14 protein-coding genes are annotated in these 22,485 nt (G+C 63.0%); 8 read left to right on the top strand and 6 right to left on the bottom strand.

What is annotated here, in order from left to right; genetic code table 11:
• The first annotated feature begins 93 nt into the window (after positions 1-93).
• The 3 genes from EOE66_RS09130 (at position 94) to EOE66_RS21750 (ending at position 2,853) form a co-directional block, all read left to right on the top strand.
• Positions 94-1,023, top strand: a complete 930-nt coding sequence (locus tag EOE66_RS09130) for a restriction endonuclease (RefSeq protein ID WP_128228396.1) — start codon at positions 94-96, stop codon at positions 1,021-1,023.
• A 111-nt stretch (positions 1,024-1,134) separates the two neighbouring features.
• A complete protein-coding gene (locus EOE66_RS09125; protein ID WP_128228319.1) occupies positions 1,135-2,100 on the top strand; it encodes an IS5 family transposase in 966 nt (321 codons plus the stop codon).
• 522 nt (positions 2,101-2,622) lie between these two features.
• Positions 2,623-2,853 (top strand): hypothetical protein, encoded by a 231-nt coding sequence (locus EOE66_RS21750; protein ID WP_164885052.1) that lies wholly within the window; start codon positions 2,623-2,625, stop codon positions 2,851-2,853.
• Between the two features lie 368 nt (positions 2,854-3,221).
• On the opposite strand, the gene EOE66_RS09115 is transcribed toward EOE66_RS21750, so the two are convergent.
• A complete protein-coding gene (locus EOE66_RS09115; RefSeq protein WP_128228965.1) occupies positions 3,222-3,884 on the bottom strand; it encodes an SOS response-associated peptidase in 663 nt (220 codons plus the stop codon).
• 432 nt (positions 3,885-4,316) lie between these two features.
• Here EOE66_RS09115 and EOE66_RS09110 point away from each other — a divergent pair, with 432 nt between their 5' ends.
• The 4 genes from EOE66_RS09110 to EOE66_RS09095 all read left to right on the top strand — a co-directional run bounded on the left by EOE66_RS09110 (position 4,317) and on the right by EOE66_RS09095 (position 9,316).
• On the top strand, positions 4,317-5,165 hold the full coding sequence (locus EOE66_RS09110; RefSeq protein WP_128228394.1) for a DNA adenine methylase: 849 nt from the start codon (positions 4,317-4,319) through the stop codon (positions 5,163-5,165).
• Positions 5,166-5,199: 34 nt separating this feature from the next.
• Positions 5,200-6,462 carry a metallophosphoesterase family protein gene (locus EOE66_RS09105; RefSeq protein ID WP_128228393.1) on the top strand — a complete coding sequence of 421 codons (1,263 nt, stop codon included), beginning with the start codon at positions 5,200-5,202 and terminating at the stop codon, positions 6,460-6,462.
• Entirely contained in the window at positions 6,459-8,363 is a 1,905-nt protein-coding gene (locus tag EOE66_RS09100) for an ORC-CDC6 family AAA ATPase (RefSeq protein WP_128228392.1), read from the top strand. The genes EOE66_RS09105 and EOE66_RS09100 overlap by 4 nt, the downstream gene beginning before the upstream one ends.
• 113 nt (positions 8,364-8,476) lie before the next feature.
• Positions 8,477-9,316: a hypothetical protein gene (locus EOE66_RS09095; RefSeq protein ID WP_128228391.1), complete on the top strand. Its 840-nt coding sequence runs from the start codon at positions 8,477-8,479 to the stop codon at positions 9,314-9,316.
• Positions 9,317-10,962: 1,646 nt separating this feature from the next.
• Here the strand turns inward: EOE66_RS09095 and EOE66_RS09090 are convergent.
• From EOE66_RS09090 to EOE66_RS09070, 5 genes are all read right to left on the bottom strand, one after another.
• On the bottom strand, positions 10,963-11,238 hold the full coding sequence (locus EOE66_RS09090; protein WP_128228964.1) for a hypothetical protein: 276 nt from the start codon (positions 11,236-11,238) through the stop codon (positions 10,963-10,965).
• 537 nt (positions 11,239-11,775) lie between these two features.
• The gene (locus EOE66_RS09085) at positions 11,776-15,312 is read right to left on the bottom strand and encodes an SIR2 family protein (RefSeq protein WP_128228390.1); all 3,537 of its coding nucleotides are present in this window, start codon (positions 15,310-15,312) and stop codon (positions 11,776-11,778) included.
• 264 nt (positions 15,313-15,576) lie between these two features.
• Positions 15,577-16,437 carry a dienelactone hydrolase family protein gene (locus EOE66_RS09080; protein WP_128228389.1) on the bottom strand — a complete coding sequence of 287 codons (861 nt, stop codon included), beginning with the start codon at positions 16,435-16,437 and terminating at the stop codon, positions 15,577-15,579.
• A complete protein-coding gene (locus tag EOE66_RS09075) occupies positions 16,434-17,786 on the bottom strand; it encodes an alpha/beta hydrolase family protein (RefSeq protein WP_128228388.1) in 1,353 nt (450 codons plus the stop codon). The genes EOE66_RS09080 and EOE66_RS09075 overlap by 4 nt, the downstream gene beginning before the upstream one ends.
• A gap of 16 nt (positions 17,787-17,802) precedes the next feature.
• Positions 17,803-19,542: a S8 family peptidase gene (locus tag EOE66_RS09070; RefSeq protein ID WP_164885051.1), complete on the bottom strand. Its 1,740-nt coding sequence runs from the start codon at positions 19,540-19,542 to the stop codon at positions 17,803-17,805.
• 931 nt (positions 19,543-20,473) lie between these two features.
• Here EOE66_RS09070 and EOE66_RS09065 point away from each other — a divergent pair.
• Positions 20,474-22,483 carry a hypothetical protein gene (locus tag EOE66_RS09065; protein WP_128228387.1) on the top strand — a complete coding sequence of 670 codons (2,010 nt, stop codon included), beginning with the start codon at positions 20,474-20,476 and terminating at the stop codon, positions 22,481-22,483.
• Positions 22,484-22,485 lie beyond the last annotated feature (2 nt).

The raw sequence follows: 22,485 nt of genomic DNA, 5'->3' as shown, positions 1-22,485 counted from the left end.
GGCCCGGCGGCCCCTGCTCTCGCCGCGGCTAGCATTGGCTGCCTGTCAGGTAGGCGCTGGCAGATCACGACGAAACGGGGCACGACGAACACGATGGGAAGACGCAAGCGCACCTCGACCGCAGAGGACTTCATGGACATCGTGGCAATGCTGCCGTGGTGGGCTGGAGTGGGTCTGGCCGTTCTGAGCTACCTGCTGTTCGCGAGCCTGGCGGCCCGGGGTGCGCCGGCCATGACGCCATCGCAGATGGGCGCGGCCGTCGCCGGCACCTTGATTTCGACGGTCTCTCAGCTCCTGAAGTACGTCGTTCCTCTGCTTTGCCTGGCCGGCGCCGGTATGTCTGCCTACAGGCGTGCCGAGCGCACCAAGCTGCTGGCCACAGCCACTGACGGTGACACTTCATTGGAGGTGTCGCGAATGACTTGGCAACAGTTCGAGCTGCTGGTCGGCGAGGCTTTCCGCAGCCAGGGCTACGGCGTGGCCGAGCTGGGTGGCGCAGGCCCCGATGGCGGGGTGGACCTGGTGCTCACGAAGAACGGTTCTCGCTACCTCGTGCAGTGCAAGCAGTGGCAAGCCTTCAAGGTGGGAGTGAGCGTTGTTCGCGAGCTCTTCGGCGTGATGACGGCCCAGCGCGCGGCCGGCGGCTTCCTCGTAACCTCGGGGCGTTTGACCAAGGAAGCCCAAGCCTTCGCCGCGGGCAAGAACATCACGCTGATCGATGGCGATCGCCTGGCCAAGTTCCTTCGCAGCGGCCAGGCTGGCCGGCCTTTAGCGCCGAACATGGACAGGGACATCGTGAACACGCTGCAACCGGCCTCGACGGCAGCACAGCCAGCTCCTCCGCTGGCTACAGCCGACGCCAGCGGCCGACCCGCCGCGGAAAAGGTGCCCCCTTGTCCGCGTTGTGGCAAGCACATGGTCCGGAGGATGGCGCGCCAAGGCTCGAACGCGGGGTCCGCTTTCTGGGGCTGCTCAGCGTACCCTGAATGCCGAGGGACACAGCCGATTGAGTTGCGGAGTTGATTCCACGGGCACGCACCTACGCGCACGCGAGTCAAAGGCTTAGGGACAGTCTGCAAAACCTCTCGTCATTCCGACTGGCGCACGGCTTGACGGCGTTGGACGATGCAAGGCATGGATCAGATGACGTTTGGACTGGACCCACTGCCCAAGAAGACCCGCAAGGAGGTCTTCCTCGACGAGATGAACCAGGTCGTGCCCTGGGCCGCGTTGGTTGAGCTGATCCGGTCCCATGCCCGAGGTGCGCACCAGGCGCTGGGCGGTCGACCTCCGTTCCCCATCGAGACCATGCTGCGCATCCACTGCTTGCAGCTCTGGTGGAACCTCAGCGATCCGGCAATGGAAGAGGAGTTGCACGAGCGACCGCTGTACCGCCGTTTCGCCGGCCTCGAAGGCGCCGCGCGTATGCCCGACGAGACCACCATCCTGCGGTTCCGGCACCTGCTGGAGAAGCACGAACTCGCGCCTCAGGTGCTGGGCACCATCAACGCGGGCTTGGCCAAGCATGGCCTGATGCTCAAGACCGGCACCGTGGTAGACGCCACCATCATCGCCGCGCCGAGTTCGACCAAGAACAAGAGCGGCGAGCGCGATCCCGAGATGCACCAGACCAAGAAGGGCAAGCAATGGCACTTCGGCATGAAGGCGCACATCGGGGTGGATGCCGAGTCGAGGCTGGTGCACACGGTCATTGGCACTGCGGCCAACGTCAACGACGTGACGCAGGCCGGCGCGCTCTTGCACGGGCAAGAGACTGCAGCGTTTGGTGACGCCGGCTACCGTGGAGTGGACAAGCGACCGGAGGCCCAGGGGCCGACCTGGTTCGTGGCCATGCAGCCGGGCAAGCGCAAGGCGTTGGACACGACCAAGAAGTGGGCGCGGTTGCTGGAGAAAGCTGAACAGATCAAGGCCAGCGTGAGGGCCAAGGTCGAGCACCCGTTCCGCGTCGTCAAGCAGCAGTTCGGCCATACCAAGGTGCGCTACCGCGGCCTGGCCAAGAACACCGCGCGGCTGACGATGCTGTTCGCGCTGAGCAATCTGTGGATGGCTCGGCGGCAAGTCCTCGGAGCGCGGGGATGAGTGCGTCTGCGATCCAGCGCAAGGCAGCCGAAGGGCTCGAAATCACGAGCTGCGCGAAGCGCCTCGCGCTCAGCACCTCGACAGATTCCGCATCACGGCATGCCAGCCACAAAGCCAACCCCACCGCGCGTTCTGCGCGGGGTTTTGCAGACTCTCCTTAGGTCCCGAGCCATGTCACCGAGCCGGCTCTGTTGCAGCCTCAGGAAACAGCCATGCCGCTTCGCGCAAATTAGCAGTCACGCTGGACAAGGGGCACAGTGGAGTTGCGTCACGTCGACTACAGCTGCCACCGGCGCCTGCTCATGATCAGGAAATGAGTCTGCGAACGGACTCGCCAAGTCCAGCGATTCACAGGGTTTGCCCTCTGGTTCGCCATCCTGTCAGCCAGCTGTTGGCATGCACCCTACACCGCTCTACCATGCCGCTATTGCCGGTCTTCTCCCCGCTTCCGTCGCCCAGACAGCTGCAGCCCTGGCGCGTAGCCACCCGCACGCGCCGCCGGTTGATGTGCTGGAGTTGGTCTTGCAGGCGCACACCGGAGCGACCATTGACCCTGCGGCCGACTGGCTCCGCCCGGCCAGCCCGCTAGGCCAGCTCATCGCCGCAGCCTTCGACCCGGTGATGCCTCCAGAGGACTGGGCGGTGTGGACTGAGCCGCCGGCCGACATCAAAATGCGCGAGGGCCTGACGATCGTCTGGCGTACCGAAGTGCTGCCGTCGCTGGCTAAGCGCTTCGGGCTGCAGATGGCTTGAAGGCAACGGCGCGTGGCTGGCTCACGTCATGAACCCATCAGCGGCCACGATGCCACCCATGCACTATTCGCCCATGATTCCCGCCCGCCCCGGCTGGCACTGCATCGCCTTCGGCGGGATGACGGCCCAGGGTTCCGCGGGCCTTTGCAACAACCGTCAGTGCGTACGCGTGCGGTCCGGCCCGGAGAGTGGCTGCGTCTACTGGGAGCGCCAGGTCGGCGCTGACGATGAGCAGTGGCACCCGGAGTGCAGCGGATCGATGCCGTGAACGCTCGCCGATGCGACGCGCCAGTGAATGATGCGGCCGCAGCTCGTTGCCTGGGCACGGTAAATCCCACCGTCGCGCCACTCGCACGCAACCTCGCCCGTCACGCGGCGGCGGGCGCACCTTCAAATGCATCAGCCGGCGCCAGACGCGTCAGCGGCGCCACCTGCTCGGCAGGGCCGGCCAGCCAGGCATCAACGTCTTCCAACGCGATGGGGATCACGCTGCGCTTGTCCTGCATATGGGGCGGCCGCTTCGGGTCTGGCCGGTGCATGCGACTCATTAGCGGGTGCGCATCGGCATTGATCGTCAGCATGGTGTAGCTCTCGACGATCTCGCCAGTCCGCTTGTCGGTCCATGTATTCCACAAGCCTGCAAGGCCCCAGGGCTCGCCGCTGGGCTGTCTGAAGCGCCAGGGCACATGCTTGCCAGTCTCCCAACAGGGCTCGAAGAAGCTCTCGGCCGGAATGACGCAGCGCTGTCCACGCTCCCAGGGCAGCTTGTAGGTGGCCTTCGCGGCCAGTTCTTCGCTCCGCGCGTTGCAGGTCGGGAACTTGAGCTTGCGCTCCTTGGCAAACCAGGGGATCAGCGCCCATTGGCCCAACACCAGTTCGCGCTCGAAAGTCGCCGAGTCCTTGGCGGCCCGGATGAACACGCCGGTGTAGTTGGGGAAGACCTCGCGCGCCCAGCGCATGGGCGTCCGCCCGCCGACGTGCCAGGCCCGCTCTATGTCGCCTGCCTCGGGGCTGATGTACCGCGTGCACATGCTGTTGACTGTACGGCCATTGGCGGACTGGCAGCAGGCCGAGGTAAGCGGCTCTGGGCGAAGCTTTCCAGCCGCCGCGGTTCGGCGGAGGTCCATTCCGTCAACCCTCAGCGGCGCTTATGTACCCTGTCACCGACGCAGCCGGTGCGCAGCGGCCTGCCTAGCAACGGCGAGCCGACTGGCGGCTCAAGACTGGTTGCGGTCACTCGTGCCAGACCTTCTGGACGGCAGCGTCGGCGATCAGCGGTCATTCAAGGACCGCGGCGCCGACCGGCTATTCCACTGCAGGGAGCGATAACGATGGCCCGAGGTGCGCAGTCACCCGATTGCTTCCCGCTCAGCTCAACGGTCGATTGACAGCTGATGCACCGGGCGATCACGCTCAGGAACGAAGTCGGTCCACTTGTGTAAACATATTCATAATCCTGGCCCATGCAAGCCCAGTCCATCGTGCAAAGTTCGAATGCCGCCAGTGCAGTCGAGCCGTTGCTCCGCTGGGCCGGTAGCAAGAAGAAGCTGCTCCCCGTTTTGCTCGCGGCCGCCCCCGATGACACGCAGCGCTATATCGAGCCTTTCGCGGGGTCAGCCGTCCTGTTCCTGCGCCTGGGTGCTGGCAACGCGATCCTTGGCGACCTCAACGAGTCGCTGATCGAGACCTACCGTATCGTGCAGCGCTACCCGCGTGCGGTATGGGAGCGGGCCTCCATTCTGGGCGCCACCCCTGACGACTACTACGCCATCCGAGCGATTCCGCGCGAGCGCCTGAACGCCTTCGAGCGCGCAGCGCAGTTCGTCTACCTCAATCGGTACTGCTTCAACGGCGTGTACCGCACCAACCGTTCGGGCCAGTTCAACGTGGCGCGCGGCAAGGGGCATCTCTTCATGCCCGACCTCGCCGCGTTCAAGGCGTTCGCGGGTCGGCTGAGGGCGGCCCAGTTGCGCTGCAGCGACTTCGAAGAGATCTTGGCCGAGGCTGGCAGCGGCGACTTTGTCTACCTCGACCCTCCCTATGCCCTGGGCGACAAGCGCGACCGCGGCGAGTACGGCTGCGATGCCTTCCGAGAGAAGGACGAGCGCCGCCTGATCGCCTCGCTGCGGACCGCTGACCGCCGCGGCGCCAAGATCCTGCTGTCGTATTCCCCGGCCGCGACCGTGCTGCAAGGCCTTAGGAAGTGGCGGCGTCACGACTTAACCGTCGCGCGCAATGTCGCTGGATTCACGTCGGCGCGCAGAACAGCGTGTGAGGTCCTGCTCTCGAACTACGACTGGCCGCACGGGTAGTATTTCGACAAACAAATAGCAAAGGGAGCGCGTCGTGGAGGACGCTACCGAGCAAGAGGAACGTCCCGTCGAAGCCGTTTTCGCGATCTTGGGCGATCCGCACTTCACCGAAGAGCACGGGTCCCACCTCAAGATCAAGAAGAGCGGCGAACTGGCCAGCGCCGTCCCAACGACCAATCCTTGGGCGGGGCTTTATGAGCTCGTCGCTTCTCAGGGCCTTAAAGCCGACGCGATCCTGTGCCCTGGCGACATCGCCTTCCAGAATAGTGCCATCACGCTGTCCGCCGGCTGGAAGCACTTGGTCGACCTGGGCGAGCGCATGAACTGCGAGCACGTGATCTGCGCAACCGGCAACCACGACGTGACGTCCCGCAGCCAAGCCGAAACGCTGAAGACGGCGGTGATCCGCAACCTCAAGGCCGGCTATGGTCCGTTCGAGCAACTCAAGTGCCTGCACCCACCCTATCCGTCGGTGACACGCGGCGACACCGGCCACGCGCAGGGGCGTGACCAACGTGTGCGCTACTTCGGCGCCGGCCTAGTGGTTGTAACGGCTACTAACTACCAAGTGCTGATCGTGAACAGCTGCAGCGAACACGGCCACGACGAGTTCGAACATGAGCGCGGATCGTTCCCGCCCTCGGCCGTCGAGGAACTCAAGTCGGCGCTGAAGCAGTGCGACCCCAAGAAGATCAGCGTGGCCGTCATGCATCACCCGCCGGAGTCGCATACCCAGGACGGCGCCGGTGCCCACGACTTCGTGGACAACGGGCAAGAACTGCTGAAGCTCCTGACCAACCAGGGCGGCGACTGGCTGGTCGTTCATGGTCATAAGCACGAGGCGCGGCTGGGGCAGGCATCCGGTAGCGGTTTGCAGCCCATCGTCTTCGGCGCCGCAAGCTTGGCGATCCACATCGAGGCGGTCAAGGGCACCGTGAGAAACCAGTTCTACCTGCTCAAGGTCCGCCAGGAACCTCGCGGCCTGACGGGCCGGTTCCAGACCTGGGATTGGTCCACGGGGCGTGGCTGGGAGCCGGCCAGGCCAGACGGCGACGGCATCTACGATGGCGCGGCCTTTGGCGCGCGCGACGCGGGTCGTGTGATCACCGACATCGCGGCGCTTACGCCCTTGCCCATGGACTGGAGCGAAGTCATTCGCCAGGTGCCCGACGCTGATCTGCTGCCGCCCGAGGCCCGCAATCAGGTCCGCCAACGCCTGCGCGCGCGGTACGGCCTACACATCCACGCTGACAGCAAGGACGGCCAGTGGACCAAGCTTGAAAAGGCAGCGCCATGAGTCGCCAGACCTTTCTAGAACCCTTCAACGCCAAGGCGATGTCCTACGCCGAGGTGGCGAGGACATTTGTGCCGTCCACGAAGTTCATCCTTCTGGCCGGTGCTTGGCATTCGGTGCTGGTAGGCCCGCGGGGCGGCGGCAAAACGACGCTGTTCAAGATGCTCAGCGCGGAGGGCCAGGAGGCCTGGACCAAGCCCGCATCGGAGCCGTACAAGAAGACAATGGCATATACCGGCATCTACGTTCCTTCGGACATCGCCTGGGGCACGATGCTGGAGTCGCTGATGGAGGCGGGGCAAGACGAGAACGTAGGCATCCTGTTCTCCGAGGCTGCCTTCGTTACGCATGTCCTGCTTGGCGTGGCCGCCGGTATAGACCGGCATGTGACGCTGAATCCTGTGCAGCGCGCCGAGGCCGCCACTGAAGCGGCGACTGGCGCGCCGACGCAGGCGGACCTAGAGCGGGTGATCGCGACGATCGCGACGCTGTGGAAGGTCCACCCGGTGTCGTTGTCTCCTGCTAGCCTTGTCGACGCGCTGAGGGAACGGCTGCTCGAAATTAAGCGCGACGCCCGCCTGCGGGCGAAGCTCAAGGAAGGTGGCATGCCGACCGAGAAGTACCTGGGCATGGACATGCTGGAATCCGCCTCGCAGGCATTGCAGGCCTTTGACGCGGCCTATCGCCGCCCGGACCACCGCTGGTGCCTGCTGCTTGACGAGTTCGAGGTGGCACCCATGCACCTGCAAAAGACCGTGCTGGCCGCGATGCGCGCAAGTGGGGCGCAAAAGCTCCTCTTGAAGGTCGCGCTTGCCCCCTGCGGGCCGGATCTGCTCTACGAGCAGCTGTCCAGCGCCCCACCCAGCCAGATCAACGACGTGCAGCAGGTGGAGCTCTGGTACGCGGACAAGGCCGAGGCCATTGAGTTCTGCCAGCAGGTGTTCTTGTCGCGCGCCAACTCCTATCCTGCACTCGCCGGCAAGACGCCGAGCGAGGTCTTCGGTACCTCGGCCTATGCTGTGGTTGACGACAGCGACGAGGCCGAGCAGATCGGCCTCTTCACCCAGGCGGGCCGCAACAAGAAGCACGTGAAGGAGCAATTCCAGTCGCTGGCAGAGAAAGACCCGACCTTTCTTGAGTTCCTGCGCCGGAAGCAGATCGACCTGTCGCAGGAACTGGGCATGCAGCCCAGCGACACGCACGGCAACACGCTGCGAAAGATCGCGCCGCTGGTGGCCTTTCGCAACGCATATAAGGGTAAGGGCGTCGGGCGCAAGCGCGGCGTGAAGCCGTTCAACACCGCCTACTCGGGCTGGGAGTCCATCGCGGCGATCAGCGAGGGTAACCCGCGGTGGTTGATCGGTCTCATCACCCGCATCATGTCCAACAGCGACCAGGTCCAATTCCCGGTGCCGACGCCTCAACAGACGGCAGCCGTGCAGTGGAACTGCCAGCGCTACGCCGAAATGCTGCAGTCCGTCGCCAACGAGCAGTTCGGCTCGATCAAGACCTCGACGCCCATCTACGACGTGCTATCTAAGATCGGCACGTACTTCCACAACCGGCTGGTCACCACAACCTTCGTCGAAGACCCGCCTATGTCGTTCATCGTCGATGAGCGCGTCAGCGATGATGTGGAACACGCCCTGCGCATCGCCGTTAACCATGGAGCCATCGTCTGCTTCGAGGCCGCCGCCGACGTCGGCGGGTTTCGCACCCTGCGCGGCCGACGGTTCAGGCTGACCTACTTGCTAGCACCAGTCTTCAAGTTGCCGATGCGCAAATCGAAGTCGGTGTCGCTGTCTGCCATCCTGGAGCCCAAACCGGAGGCAGCGGCCAGTCAGGAAGAGCCGCCCACCAATCCAGCCGGCGAATGGACCCAGGGAGGCCTATGGGCGAACTAGCCGTCCGCAACCTCAGGCAGAAGCGAATCGAGGGCAAAGGGCCGACAACTAGCCTGGTTAGGGCGCCATCCCTGGTGGTCCTTGCCGCAGGCTCTGGCTCGCGCCGCGGCCACTTGCTCAATCTGCTGCAGGATGAGATCGCCTCTGGCGGCTCGCGGGTCATCGCAGTTTGCGACGACCCAGCGACAACCGACACAAGGCCCCTGCGCCGCCAACAAGTCGAGCAGCTGGCGTGCGCCAAGGCCGGTGAGGCTGTTCGCACCCTCGGGCGCGATGAGGATGGTGTTGCATCGATCCTCATCGACCTGTCCTGCCTGGGGCGACAGCACATCGGCGGGCTCTTCGCCGCCGTCAAGGACTTGGCCCAGGAGGGCCCCGTCGACTTGCAGATCGCGTACAGCCTGGCACGGTTCGTGAAGCCGCCGGTACAGTGGTCAACGGCCATCCGCCGCATCGCCCCGGTGAACAGCGAGTTCGCAGGCTGGACGGCCGCACCCGACAACCCGATCGAACTGGTCATTGCGCTGGGCTACGAGAAGGGCAAGGCTATTGGCGCGGCGGAGTATCTGGAGCCCGGCGACACCTGGCTCTTCGTGCCTACGTCACCCGAGGACAAGTACCTCCGGGAAGTCCAAGCCCAGAACAAGGAGTTGCTGCTTGAACGGCAGACGAAGCAACTGGGCTACGAGGTGCTGTCGCCGGTTGACGCCTACCACGCGCTGTTGTCGCTGGTGCGCGGCATGAGAAACGTGGCGCGTCCCATCCTGCTGCCCTTCGGCCCCAAGATCTTCTTCGGGCTGTCCCTCCTGGTCGCAATGGTCATCGACGAAGCCGCGGTGTGGTTCGTCGACGGCGAAAATACCAGCAGCTCCGACATGGGCCAGCCATCGCTTCACTCGGTGATCATGGGCTGCCGCATCGAACCCGTCAGGGAGTCTGCGGCAAGCGGCTAGACGTCGCGGGCATGCACCTGTTCGTCGCACCTTACCACGCTGACTGCAACGATCCGAGCTTTCCCGCAGCAAACGGTTGGCCGAGCCACCGCCTCATACGTGATCCCCGCGGCATGTCCGCCCGAGGTACGGCCAACTGTCCTTCTTCCCAGGAATGTGAGTCTCGAGTAGCGGCGAGCCAGAACAAGTTCTTCGATATGAGCGACCGTTTGGTGTCCGTCAGCGTGAGTTCGTAGTCGGATGGCTCACCGGCCGCAACCGCTGCAGAGCGATCGGCGCGGCGGAACACACTTTCTCGTGGCAGAGATAGAGTCTGTCAAGGGGCGCGCCAGGTCTAGCGATTCGCAGGGGTACCCTCTGCCTCGCCCTCCTGTTCGCCAGCAGTTGGCACACCGCCTGGGTCGTTCTACGATGGCGGCATGCCATCCCTCTGGCACCCTGCCAAGCAGACGGGCAAGCGCCCGCCAGTGATGCTGCTGCGCGGCATGGAGGAGTCCGCCGACCTGGGCGACGGCACCGGCTGACCGAAAGCGCTGGCCCTGCTGCCCGACGTGGGCTACCTGTACCCCTGCTACATCTCCTGGGGCTTCGACACGGCGAACGAGCCGAACCTCGAGCCGCCGCGCTTCGACCGAGTCAGGCTGCCGGAACAATTGCGCACTTGTTCGCTCCGCGAGTAGCTATGTGCGCCACCGGACAGAGCATTCCTTGGCGCCGTATGAACCTCGCTGCCTCAAATGGAGCCCTCGATGCAGCGATACACAGTTCTTGCCGTCAACCCGCAAAGCGCCATCGTTGCGCTGGTGGATGACCTAGGGCGACACCACGTCGCCAAGGCAATTGCCTCCCCTCCGCCTCCGCCCGGACTGGTTCTGCTCGGCGATCCCCCTGCGGTCGGCCTCAAGGTCTTTAAGGACACAACCGAGGCAAGGCCCTTTGCCTTGTGCCTCGTGCTTCTGGGTTGCGACCCTCAAGCAGCAGAGCTCTTGGTCAAGGCTGCCCATCAAGCCTAGAGCCGCTCACGGCACAATCGACGCCCTCTTCTGAGGAGCGCGAAGTTGACGTATGCAGTCGAAGACCTGCGGCGCCTGCCGCCGCTGGACTTGGGGCAGTTCGACTTGGTGGTCTTGAGAGACCGCAAATCCGCACATGCGCTTATCGCTTATCAGCGACCAGGCACGGCCGCCGGCTTGCCGAAGGCGCAGCTCGAAATCCGAGTCCTCAACGTCAACGACCACGCCACACACCGCGAGGTACAGGCAAGGCTCGGCGGGAAGCCGGGCGATCCCGGTTGGACAAGCTTGCCGGGACTACTGCAGCGGCCCTAGCTCGCGCCCTGAGCCTCCAGGCGGCCACGATGCCGCCCATGCACTACTCGCAGAAGCTCTCCGCCCGCCCCTGCTGGCATTGCACCTCGTTCGGCGGCATGACTGCCCAAGGCACTGCGGCCCTATGTAACAACCGCGAGTGCGTGCGCGTCAGGTCTGGCCCAGCCACAGGCTGCGTCTGCTGGGAGCGCGAGGTCGGCGCCGACGATGAGCCGGTGCACCCGGACTACAGCGGCTCGACGCCATGGACGCCGGCAGACGCTACGCGGCAGCGCCAGATGCGGCCGCAGTCAGTGGCTTGGGCGCCGTAGTAGGCGCTCAGTCGAACAGCCCGACGGCAAGCTCGGCCCATACAACGCACAGAACCAGCAGGACGCCCATCGCCACAAGCACGCGATGCTTGGCAGTGCGCACCCTGCGGCTGGTGATGACGTAGGCCATGCCGGCACCGAACAAGAGCCCTCCGGCGGCTGCGAAGTCACCCGGCCCCCAGTTGAAATCGCCGCTGAACTGCATGGCCATGGCAGGCACGAGCAACAGCAAGAGGGTGATGGCTCCGACTACAGCGGCGGCGCGGGGAAGTGGTGCGTTCATGGCTTTGGCATTGGTCAACGGCCGGCGTCGGCGATGCCGAAATTTAGCCGTTGCGTAATCCGGCGCGCGCGAGCCAGACGCGGGCGGGTCGCTGTCATTCACTCCCGGCGGAATGGCCGCAGGGCAGCGCTGAACGCCAGCCAATCGGCACGCTCCGCCTGACACCTTGGCGGGGGTTCACTCCGTCAAACCTCATTGGCACTCATGTGCTCAGTCGCCGGTTCATTCTGTGCTTAGCAACTTGCCCCGCACACACGAGTCAACCGGCCGCTCGAGACTGGTTGCAGCCGCTCAGGCCCGGCGCTTGAGCGGCTGCTCTGGCCGGAAGCAGTCTTGCGCGGATTGGCTCCTCCGATGACTGCTCCGGCCTCGCGATCGGTCAGCCGGACGACGCCGCTGTCTCTGCGGCTGCCGAACGACCGGTGTGACCGGCCGCGACCTGGCACTCCCGACCCAAAGCTGCCGGTCGGACCTCAATTAGGGGCACCTTAGAAATGCCCCGCAGTGAATGGTAGGACAATGCTTATGACTTCACCTTCACGTGGTAAGCCAAGGTGGGCGCAATGCCAACCAGTCGCTCACTTTGGCCCGAAGACTGATCGTCGCGTCGGTTGCCAGATGCGAGCGCCCGACTGCTTCCAAGCGCAGCGCAAACAGCAGGAGCTTTCCGGCATCATGAGGTTTCTCTGGCAACCTACTTGAATCCTCGCCATTGAGAGTTGCAAGAAGTGCCATGTCTAGTGGCATGATGGTTTCCAGTTCGTGGCCCTGCATGAGGCGTGCAGCTTTGCCAGCAGCGGACAGGGACTGTTCAGCGTCGACGCCGCATAGTGCCCGGCCTAGATGAGCGTGAAAGTAGTCGGGATCCAGAGAGATCGCTTCGTCAAATCTTGCAGTAGCACCCGCTTGATCTCCGAGCAAGAGTCTGACGAAGCCTGCTCGAGTTCGAGCGTGCTTCGTTTGGCCTCGAACATGGTCGGCAAACTCAAGATCAGTGCCCTCGGCGAGCTGTTCTCCTTGCACAATCCGCCCATCAAGGTATCGTACGGCCTCTTCGAGCTGGCCTTGGAACAATGCAACTTCAGCGAGCCGACTTGTGGCATTCGCCAAGAGCTTGCGGTTCTCGCGCGTGCCATCGCGGCTGCACATCGCGCGTGCTTTTCGCTCTGAGACAAGGAAGAACTTTTCTGCCGTACTCACATCGCCTTTGCTGAGCGCTAGTTCGCCCACATAGATGATGAAGCGAACGCTGGTCAGTCGGGTTGGATCGCTTGGCACTCTTGGCCCGTCCGCACCTGTACGGCGACTCGTGTGTACGAGCCGCTCGACCACCGCAGGGTCGCCGGGGAACTCGTCCGACATTCGCAGCACAATCTGATGTGCGCCTTGCGGATCACGCGACTCTATAAGCCTTCGTGCGAGTTTAAGGTTGCGTTCCTTGGCCAACTCAGCCGCGGAAGATACTCGCTTTCGTACGCCAACGGAGACGTAGCCGTAGCTCAGGTATCTTTCTGCCTCAGTTGGATGACCCAGGTGGGCTGCACACATGGCCAGATAGATGCGCGCACGATCCCGCGAAGCGTCTGTTGGCGCCCCGCGTTCCAGAATCAACCACAGGCTCTTGGAGCGTTCAAGCTCACCTTCATTGAAAGCAAGCGTCGCTAGCCCGCTTAGCCAGTAGGCAGCAACCTCTCGGTCCAGAGGATCGTGCGCAGCCAGCGATCGTTCGGCTGTCGCTGTTGGTATTTGCCCAAAGTCAAGTTTGCCGCTCGGCTGCTCGAAACGCAATGCATCGCAGGCCATCTCAAGTTGGCGTTTCAAGGCGGGCTGCTTAGCATTGCGGGAGAGAATACCAAGAGTCCGTTCGGCTGGAATCGGCTGAGAAGCTTCCTTCCAGCCCGCGATCTTGCGAACCGTTGGTCGCCCATCGAGCTCGACAATGGCGCGTCGCAACCCGGACGACGAGACGTGTGCCCCCAACAGGAACCTTGCCAATGCCGCACTGGCTTCTTGTGGCTGCAGCCAAGCCGTCAACGAAACGACTGCCGCATCGACTTCGAGCCGGTCCGTCTCACCGAGGGAATCACGCTCGAGCGAACCCAACGCGCCGAGAATCTGAGTCGCGATTCGGTTGGGGTCCACATTTGGCCAAGTGCGTGTTTCCAACGTTCGCATCAGCGCGGAAGCAACTTGGGCGTCTAGCTTCCCAGGCGAGTTAAACAGTTCCGGGAATGTGCGCCAAAGACGAGAGGCAATGTCATGGCCGCCTTCTGGATTGGCTGTGGCTAGTACCTTGTCGGCAACTCCCCTGGGAAGACCTCCGGCGAGGACGAGTCCGACGACAGCATCGCGCTCGACAGGACCGTTGCTGCCTGCTTCCTGCTCAAGCCAGAGATACCGAAGAGTTCGGACAACGACTTCTCCGTCGGCCTCTGACAGCGCCTCGTGGCCGTCCTCGTCGTCAGGGAACCCCTTTCCACGTAAAGCAACTCGGACTGCGAGGGCATGACCACCGGTTACTTCCATCAATCGGTCAAGGTCGTCTAGCAAGTCCGTGCTGCCGCTTGCCTTGATTAGCTTGAAGACGGCACTGCGCTCCAGCCCTCCCAATCGGAACACCAGCGCGTTGTCGGGTAGATCCAGCCGACTCGAGCCTCGCCCAGCAAGGATCCAAAGAACCCCGAGTGGCGCACTTCGGACAATCGCGTCACGCACCCAGGGGTGACAGAATCGCCCCAGGCCAACTTCGCCCCCATCAGACCGACTGCGCGGATAGCGCGAGATCCGCTCGTAGTCATCCAGCAGAATCGCAAGCCGCTTGCCTCCATATGCCTTAACCGCATTTCGAAGGTCTTCATGCCATGCGCCCGAGCGCTCACGAGAGGACAGTCCTGCTCTGACAGCAGCCGCAAAATTAGTAAACGCGGAGTGCGTAACCGCCGACACAACCTCGCCAATCTCACGCTGCAGCGCCAAAACCTCGCGCGAATCACTGACAGTCTTTATTCTTGGCGCCAGCAGACTCGCAACAAGTACTTCTGACTTCTCGGCCTCCTTGAGTAGCACTTCAGCCAGCGAAGTCTTTCCAGCTCCTCCGAGGCCGTCGATCGCGACGCAAGCAGGCTCAGGAGGTGCCGCGAGCCAGCGCGAGAGACGTTTGCTGAATTCGTCGATCTCCTTGCGGCGCCCAACGAACATGTCTTGCTCGCAGGGTTCTCCTTCGGGCTTTGCCTTGGCGACAAGTTTACCGAGAAAGCGTGGAAGATCGGAATGGTGCGAGCCGTATCCCAGCACTACGACTCTGGAGTCCTTAGGCACCACCTTGCTTGCACGGTCTATGTCGCCGTCTGCGACAAGCCAGAAGTGGTGGGACTCGCGTGCAGCAAAGGTCTTGCCAAGCCACTCGAGCAATGCACCGAAGTTCGGGTCCTCCAAACCGGCGCCGAAGCCCACAAAGACAAAGGAAGAAAGGGATGCCATGGCACGTTGAAGGTGCTGGGCGGAATCGTTCTGCAGGAGCGCGGCATACGACGCGTAACCGAGCGCTACCGATTCAGGAGTCTTCCAATGTCCGTGGAAGTGAACGACGCCTCGATCCTCGCCAGTTAGGACGCGTATGACCTCAGCTGTCTTGGTCCATGGTACGGGGGGGTAATTGTCAGCGCTCAGGACGTCGTCATAGTTGCACGTTGCTAGCCTCCCTCGGCCGAGGGCGTGAAGCTGAGCAACTGTCGACCTGTCAGACACTTCCAGATCCCCGATGGACTTACGAAGCCACGCGCCCCAATCCCCGCGTTGGCGGTCGTTGCCGCCAAGCTTCTTCTCCAGCATGGTGGCGACGGCGATCAGAGCGTCCACATCGCCGCGAGCATCGTTGAGCAAGCCTGTGCACTGCTTAGCCCAGTCCGCCAAGTTTGGATCCAGTTCCGCACAATACTGAACGCCATCGGCGACCAGCCCAGCCCAGCTCGCGGTTGAAGCTCTTCCGGTCGCGCCAATCGACACGCCCGTGCCGACGACAAAGAGCGTTCGATTGCCCTTCACGTGCGCAACAAGTTCGTCGTAGAGGCGCATACTTGGAGGTACTTGACCAGAGCTAGTTTGATACTACTTGGTTAGCAGCAAGGCTCCACCACGCGTAGGCGGTGTTCCGGCGTAGAGGGTGCGCCGACAAAGGGTGCGAGGGAGACTGATCCATGACCCGCGTTTGTCCGACGGGAAGTCCGGAGGCAAAACATGGTATCGGAGACCGGCGCGCGAGGGGAGCGGGAGTCGGCGCCTGTTCCACGCCTTTGAGGAGGCGGCCCCTCGTGCGGGGGGGGGGGGGGGGGGGGGGGCTCAGTCAAGATGCTGGTCGAGGAAGGCAACAACGGTATCGAACGCGTCGCGCGTCTGCTGCCCCAGGTGGCCACCACCATTTGCCTTGAACTCACTGGTCAGGACAGCGTGCGGCGGATTGAACAGTCGACGCACAAGTGACCCTCCTTCGTACTCGACCGTTGTCGCTAGTGATCCGAACGCCGCCGCCAGGCGCCTGTTACGCTCGCCGGGACAGATACGGTCGCTCTTGAAGCGCTGGATCAGAATGGGCTTGCAAAAGCGCTTCGCCACGTCCACCGCCTCTTTAAGCACCTCGTCGTCGACATTGATCTGCTCCTTCCAAGGGCCGTGCCCCAGACCTGTCAGCACGTGCGCAAGGTGCAGCGGGATCGCCGGCTGCGAAGCCACCGCAGCGGCCACGCCCGGCTCGATGATCAGCGGAATCACGAAACTGCCAGTGAGACACATGCCGATGACACCGACCTTGGCGCCGCCGTGCGCCTTGGAAATGTGCGCGGCCAGCACGCGAAGCCGCGCCGCGATCGGCGCGGTCTTGCCTGCCTCGAGGTTCGCGAACTCCTCGGAGACGCACAGCGCGCGGTAGTTGCGTACTGTACGCACGAACTCCGGGGTCGGGTCGAGCGACCTGCCGAAAAGCAGCGGCACGTGGACATGGAAGTTCCGCTCGGACAGGCGCCTCGCGAAGCGTGCGCAGGCCTCGTTGAGTCCCGGAAGCTCATGCATTACAAGTACCGGCCGGTCCTTCGCATTACCGATGTCGTACAGGGGCGCGCCCCCTTCCGGCGGGAACGCACGCTCGGAAAATCCGAACTCGGCCATTGAGCCGGGCGGCGCGTACCTTGCATGGCTGTCGCTCATGTCACCGCGCCCGCGGCACTCAGGAGCGCGTAAGCGACCTCGATTCGGGTGACGTCGCTGTGCCCGGTGATCACGTCGGACGAGATGTTGTGGATGCGCCCAGGCTTGAAAGCATAGCTGGTGCCCGGCAAGCCTAGCGTCGCGACGTTATCAGCCTCATCAGTGTGTTGAGCGCCGTTCCGGCCCATGCCGCCATAGGGGTCGTTCTGGTCGCCTAGTGCCGCGGCATTCTGGCCAGCGATGCGCGACGCTAGGGGGTAGGCAACTCCGACGGCCTTGTCGTTCTTTGTGTGCGTAATGATGATCGGGCCGCTGATCCGCTGCTCATCGACTATCGCGCGGAAGAAGCCCTTCTTGCGTGGCGGGTCCCCGAATCCTCCAGATAGTCCGTTGTGCGAAAACGCCGCCTGAAGCAGACTCATGGACACTGCGGCCGTGTTGGAAGGCAGTGCGTTAGCGGCGGCGGTCACGAGGCGCCCGCCGAAGCTATGGCCGACGAGGTGGAGTCTCAGCGAGGGCTTGTGCTGCCGGACCTGCCGCAGCACGTCCGCCACGCCCGTGCCTCCAACGGCGCCGGCGCGCGCCTTCATCTCATAGTAGGTCGCGTAGTTGGCGATGCGGCGTGCCGCTGCCTGTACGCCGCTAAGCAGATCACCCAGCAGGCCTGTCGCCGTGCCATCCGAAATCCCGGCATTGCCGCCGTTCACGCCACCGCCGGGCGCGGTGACGGGCATCGCCGCGTTGGCGAAGAGCGTCTCCGGGGCAGCCGACAGGAAGTCCTCCGAAGCATCGTCCTGTTCGGCTGCCGCGGGATCTAGCATCCTTCGCAGTAGATCGACAAACTCCCTCTGCGCGGCCGCGGTCGCCAGATTCGGTAGCAGTGCCTTCGCCTGCTCCATCGCAGCATGCCGGATGGGATCGACCGCGCGGTCTCCGAGCCGCTGCGGATCCACCTTGAGTTCGTCCAAGACCCTTCGAACGGCGTCGAAGTTGTCCTTCTCGGCCTTTGCGGTCGCTGCGCCGCCGCCGGGGATAAGATCCGCGTCGGCGAACTTCTTGCTCGGCCAGTAGATTCGCAATGCGGCAAAGGTGCGTCCGCGCAGCCGGTCGGTGAACGCACAAAGCGTCTCCGGGACGACGTCTTGCTCACGAAGACGGAGCAGTCTGTCGGCGTTGCCCAGGAGGTCGTCATACAAGCATGTCGCCTCCGCCATATCGTTGTTCCACCCGTGCGACAGCACCAGAAGGTCGCTGAACGGTCCCAGGCCGGCGGTCAGCGCAGTCAATTGCGCGCCGTCAAACACGCTACCGTCCTTGGTGAACTCCACATCGAAGGTCGCTATAGCCATTGCTGTGTCCTCCGCTTTAGATCGATTGAATGGCACGGATTAGGTCGATGAGTCCGTGCCCCTCGAAATAGCGTTCGCGGCCGAGCGGGCTCGCGGTAGCCAGAAAGATACGCTTCACGTCGAGCGGCTTGCCGATGAACTCCCTGCGAATGGACAGGAAGGCAGCAACCGCGCCCGAAACGTGTGGCGCCGCCATGCTCGTGCCGCTGTCTTCCATGTAGTACGCCGTCCCGTCGGCCCCGCCAGACCCGGCGCCGAGACGGGCGTTCGCCAGGCGGCGCCCTGCGCCGCAAGACGTGATGCGCTCGCCGGGTGCCACCAGATCCGGCTTTAGCCGCCCGTCACCCGTAGGCCCTTTAGACGAGAAATAGGAGACGCCGAAGGTGTATGGCGAGTCGCGGTGGGTGGCGCCGACGGTGATTGCCAGTTCGGCGTTGCCCGGATCGTTGATTGTGTTAGAAAGTCCAACCTTGGTCGGACGCACCGCGGCCGCTACAGTGCCGAAGCCCGTGTTCCCTGCCGCAGCTACAACAACAACACCAGACTGGACCAGGCGGTTGGCCTCCGCGCATATCGGGCTCTGTCCACAGGCGAACATCTCGGCATCAAACTCGTAGCCGACGCTCAGATTCACGCCGTGCACGCGCAGGAGCTTCGGGTTGTCGTTCAACCGCTCGCGTACGTAGGCAAGTGCCCGGATCACATCGCTGGAGCGGCCCTCGCCGTTGCTATCGAGCACCCGCAGGCTGATCAATCGGCAGTCGGGTGCCATTCCCCGGACGCGCTGCGCGGGCATGGTCTCACTGAGTTCAAACTGCCGACGCTCGAGATTGCCGTCTGCACCGACACGCTCGGCGAGCTCCAGCAGTCGCACCGGGGTGCCATCCTTCGCCCCGCCTGCGATGATCCCGGCGACATGCGTGCCATGGCCAAAGTCGTCGACCAGCGCCCGCTCCCGATGTGCGTCGATCAGCGCCCTCCGTTTCCGGCTGTACGCCTGGTGCTCCTCTTTCGATGCGTTAGCGGGCGGACGCGGTAGCACCTCCTGATCGTCCGGGTCGAGGGGCGCCGGTGCCAGAAACGGAATGTCGAGACCAGGGACGCGGCCCGTTCCGTCGACAAAACAGCGATGCAGATCGTGCACCTCCGGCGAATCAAGTGTGTGCCCCCCGGACGTATGAAAGTGTGGATGCGAACGATCGATTCCGGAATCGATGACCGCCCACACGATGCCCACTCCGCCAGCGCCATACGACTTAACGGCCGCATCCGACTTGATGGTGGCGACCGAGCGGTAGATCTGGCTGTATACGGGAAAGTCGGGCCAGAGCTTGTAGATCGCGCGATAGCGCATTGGATCCAGCCCAGGTCCGCCGGCCGCGCGGCTACCCTCAGCCACCATCCTCTCTGTCGACTCAGTGGCAAGTTGCTCCGCCTGGCGCCCGTCTTGCACCAACAGCTCCTGCCACTCGGCCAGGGTCAACAGGACACGGGCGTATGTCTTCGAGATGTAGTCGGCCTTCGATGGCCCGCGGCCGTTGCTGTCGAGCTCGTTCAGCAGACCATCTAGTGCGGTAATCGCGCCCGGCAGGCCTTCGATGTGCTGCAGGTTCAGCTCAATGACATAGGGTCCGCGATCGTCATCCGTCCGCCCCAGCTTCCACTCGCGACGCTTCCTGGGGTCATAGAGCTCCGGAGGTGCGAAGCGCCGGGCGAAGTTGTCCGCGACTACCCTGTGCTGATTCTCGTCCGTCATTGGTGCCTCCCCCCGCCACTCTAGGGCCGAGGCCTGGGACGAGCAAGTTCTTGGCGGCCGGGGTCCGGGCCACCGCCTTTGCTGGCCAGGGTCAGCGCGGGCTGTATCGACTTAGAGTCATTGGCGGCGCTACCGTCACGTCGATCTTCTCGCCGCGTGAGTCGAGCGGTGCGAGCGCAGTTCGGCAGGCCGCACGATCGGGAGGTGTACGCCGAATGTCGTTGGGGCCAATACAGGTTAGTAAACCTATCAGTCAGGCTGGGATACCGAGCCAATTCGAGAACTCTGCTTCGATGCACCAAAAACCTGTACAAGTTGTCAGCCTTGCGGGGGCCCAGTCGTAAGCGCTCTTCCGCCAACGGCAGCTTGTGGCCGGCTTGAGCCAACCAGCGGTCCAGACTCGTCGCCGGAAACCTGACCTTCAGAGCTTCGCCGAGGCGAGATTTCCGAGCCGGCCGGGAAAGACGCCTTGTGGCCGAACCCGGCCACTGGCTACGTTCATGCAGACCGGCCGCTCAGGGCAACGCCGCCAAGTCGGATGACCGTTGACAGGTGGCCTGCATGGTCGGCCGGGTTCGGCCAGCAGCCGCCGTCCGCGAGCGACGGCTCAGAGCACGAGCGGTGGCTTGCAGCACGGGAGTTTCAAACGGTCGCTGAAAAAGCTCCACTGACGCATGGGGGGGGGGCTGATCCTGGCGTGGATGGCTTGGAACTCACGGCTGCGACACCGGCTTGTGCGATTCCGCCTGCTCCTTAGGGTTTGCTTGTAGCTCGCTGTGTCCAGGTGTCAGGGTTGACCCCGAGTCCATGGGCATCGAGTTGGTGTGACGGCTGCACATGCAACGGTTCAAGTGCGTGCTCTGGTACAACTGAACTAGGATGCACTCGACGCTGGCCTATTCCGGCGCGATTCAACTCGAAGAAGACTGGCTTGCTGGCCAACATCGGCAAGCCAGCGCCTGGTCCCCCTATGGGATACGGATTCCAGGGCAAGGTCAGTCACCACCACACTTGGAAGAGGGAGCAGGACCAGATGCTAGTTAAAAGGTTTTTGGACCGTACGTCCTGTGCCATGGGCCGGGGCACTCTGGCTGGGCTGGCAAAGCGAACCATCATCACAACCGCTGCGGCTTTGTGCTCATTGCTGACAAGCGCAGCGCATGCGCAATACAACCCTTATGCGTCGTTTTCTGAGAACTTCCCGCCCGAAGGCGTGGAGCTAGGGCGCGGGTGGTACCGGACGATGGGAGTGCCTACCGCAAGCCGCTGTGTGATTGGCAGTAAGGTCGAAGGCAAGCTGGAGCACTCGAGCCTGAACTATAAGTTCACAGAAGTTTTCAGCCGCGATCAAATCTATAAGGCTTTGCGGATCAATGCTGCTGCTCGCTATGGCGTAGCCCGCGCTTCCGCCGGGTTCGCAGAGAGCTTCGAAGCGGACCGTAGTAGCCGCACCGTGTTGGCCCAGGTGTCCTTTAAGAAATTCGGCACCTACCTCATGCCCTCGGACAACAACAGGATCGAAATCAGGCCTGATTGGGCGAAAACGCTGTCCGAAGCAGCCAGATCAGGTGACCTGCGAAAACGGCGTAAGGCATTGGCCGAGTTCTTCAGCGCCTGTGGCGACTCTTTTGTGGTGGCTATTGAGCGCGGCGCAGAAAGCCATTTGCAGTTTACATTGGCGTTGAGTGACGAAGAGCGGAAGAAGCAGATCAGCGCCAACGCCTCTGGCGGCGTGGGTCGGTTCAAGGCATCGCTTTCGGTCGGCCGCGATCTGGTTGAGAAGCTGTCGAAAAACGAGTCCGCCATCCACCTGTCGCAGGTGGGAGGCCCGCCGAAACTTCCGGTCAAAGACAGCGAAGCGATCGCTGGTTTGCAAGGCTTTGCCGCAGGGGTCAACGCTGAAAACGCGGCGCCGGTCGGCGTGATCCTCATGCCTTTTGAATCGCTACCTGACTTCCCTGAAGAGCTGATAGCGCTGCGTACTTCACCGCCGCTTATCACCTACATGGCGGAACTGGCGGAAAAGTTCGATGACCTCGCCGCTAACTACCGCCAAACGGTGTTCAATAGGCCGCGATACCAGTTCCCGTTTCAGAAGATCGACAAGCAGTCCGATGTGTGTAAGGCACAAACGGACGGCGACAAAAATGACGAGGTATGCTTGGTGGCCGAGCTCGCGGCAGAGGCTCGGCTGAGCGCTGGAATCGCCCAGTGCATACGAAAAGTGGTGGCCTGGTGCCGTACCAATGTAGTGTGCAATATGGAGTCCATTCCCACGGACCACGAAGCCTCTACCTGCCTTCGGTCTGATGCTTTGTTGACGCGCGTGAACGAGGCGGAGCCAGCAACCGGTGAACGGCCCCTGAGCAAGGTTGAGAAAGAAGGCTTTGTCGGAAGATTGGTGTCCGCTCTGTCGGGCACCTCAAGGGAAGCTGGGACCAAAAGCGAGGTTGACCAAAAAACTGTAGCCATGGACAGGCATGCGGTCACGACGCTGTATCTAGAAAAACTGGCGCGGTTGCCTTTGCAAACCGTCAAGTCGAACGGCGTGGAAACTGGTGACATAGCAGACGCGAAGGCGGTTTGCGTCTTGTTCTCAGACCGAGCTGATCTATGCCAGTCCGATTTGGCCAATGCTTCCGCTGAAGCGAAACTGGCCATGTCCGAGGGGGTGCGACAGTGGGTATTGAATACGCGGTTCGCAAGAACGATCTCGGCAGCTTGCTCAATCGACCCAGATCACCCACTGTGCGAAACGGTGGATCAGGCGGTGCAAGTTGCTCGTAGCGCGGTGCCCCAGTTCACACCACCCCGGCGGTTCGCAGGATCGACAGTTGCGGCGCCCGCACAGGTGATTGTGCCGACGACCGTAGTAGTGGAAAAGAAAAAACCTGAACGGACCTTCCCTCCGTGCAAAGGAATATCGTGCGACAGAAACTGAGA

The organism is Rubrivivax rivuli (assembly GCF_004016505.1).
Taxonomy (GTDB): domain Bacteria; phylum Pseudomonadota; class Gammaproteobacteria; order Burkholderiales; family Burkholderiaceae_C; genus Rubrivivax; species Rubrivivax rivuli.
This window is presented reverse-complemented; position numbering and strand designations above follow the sequence as displayed.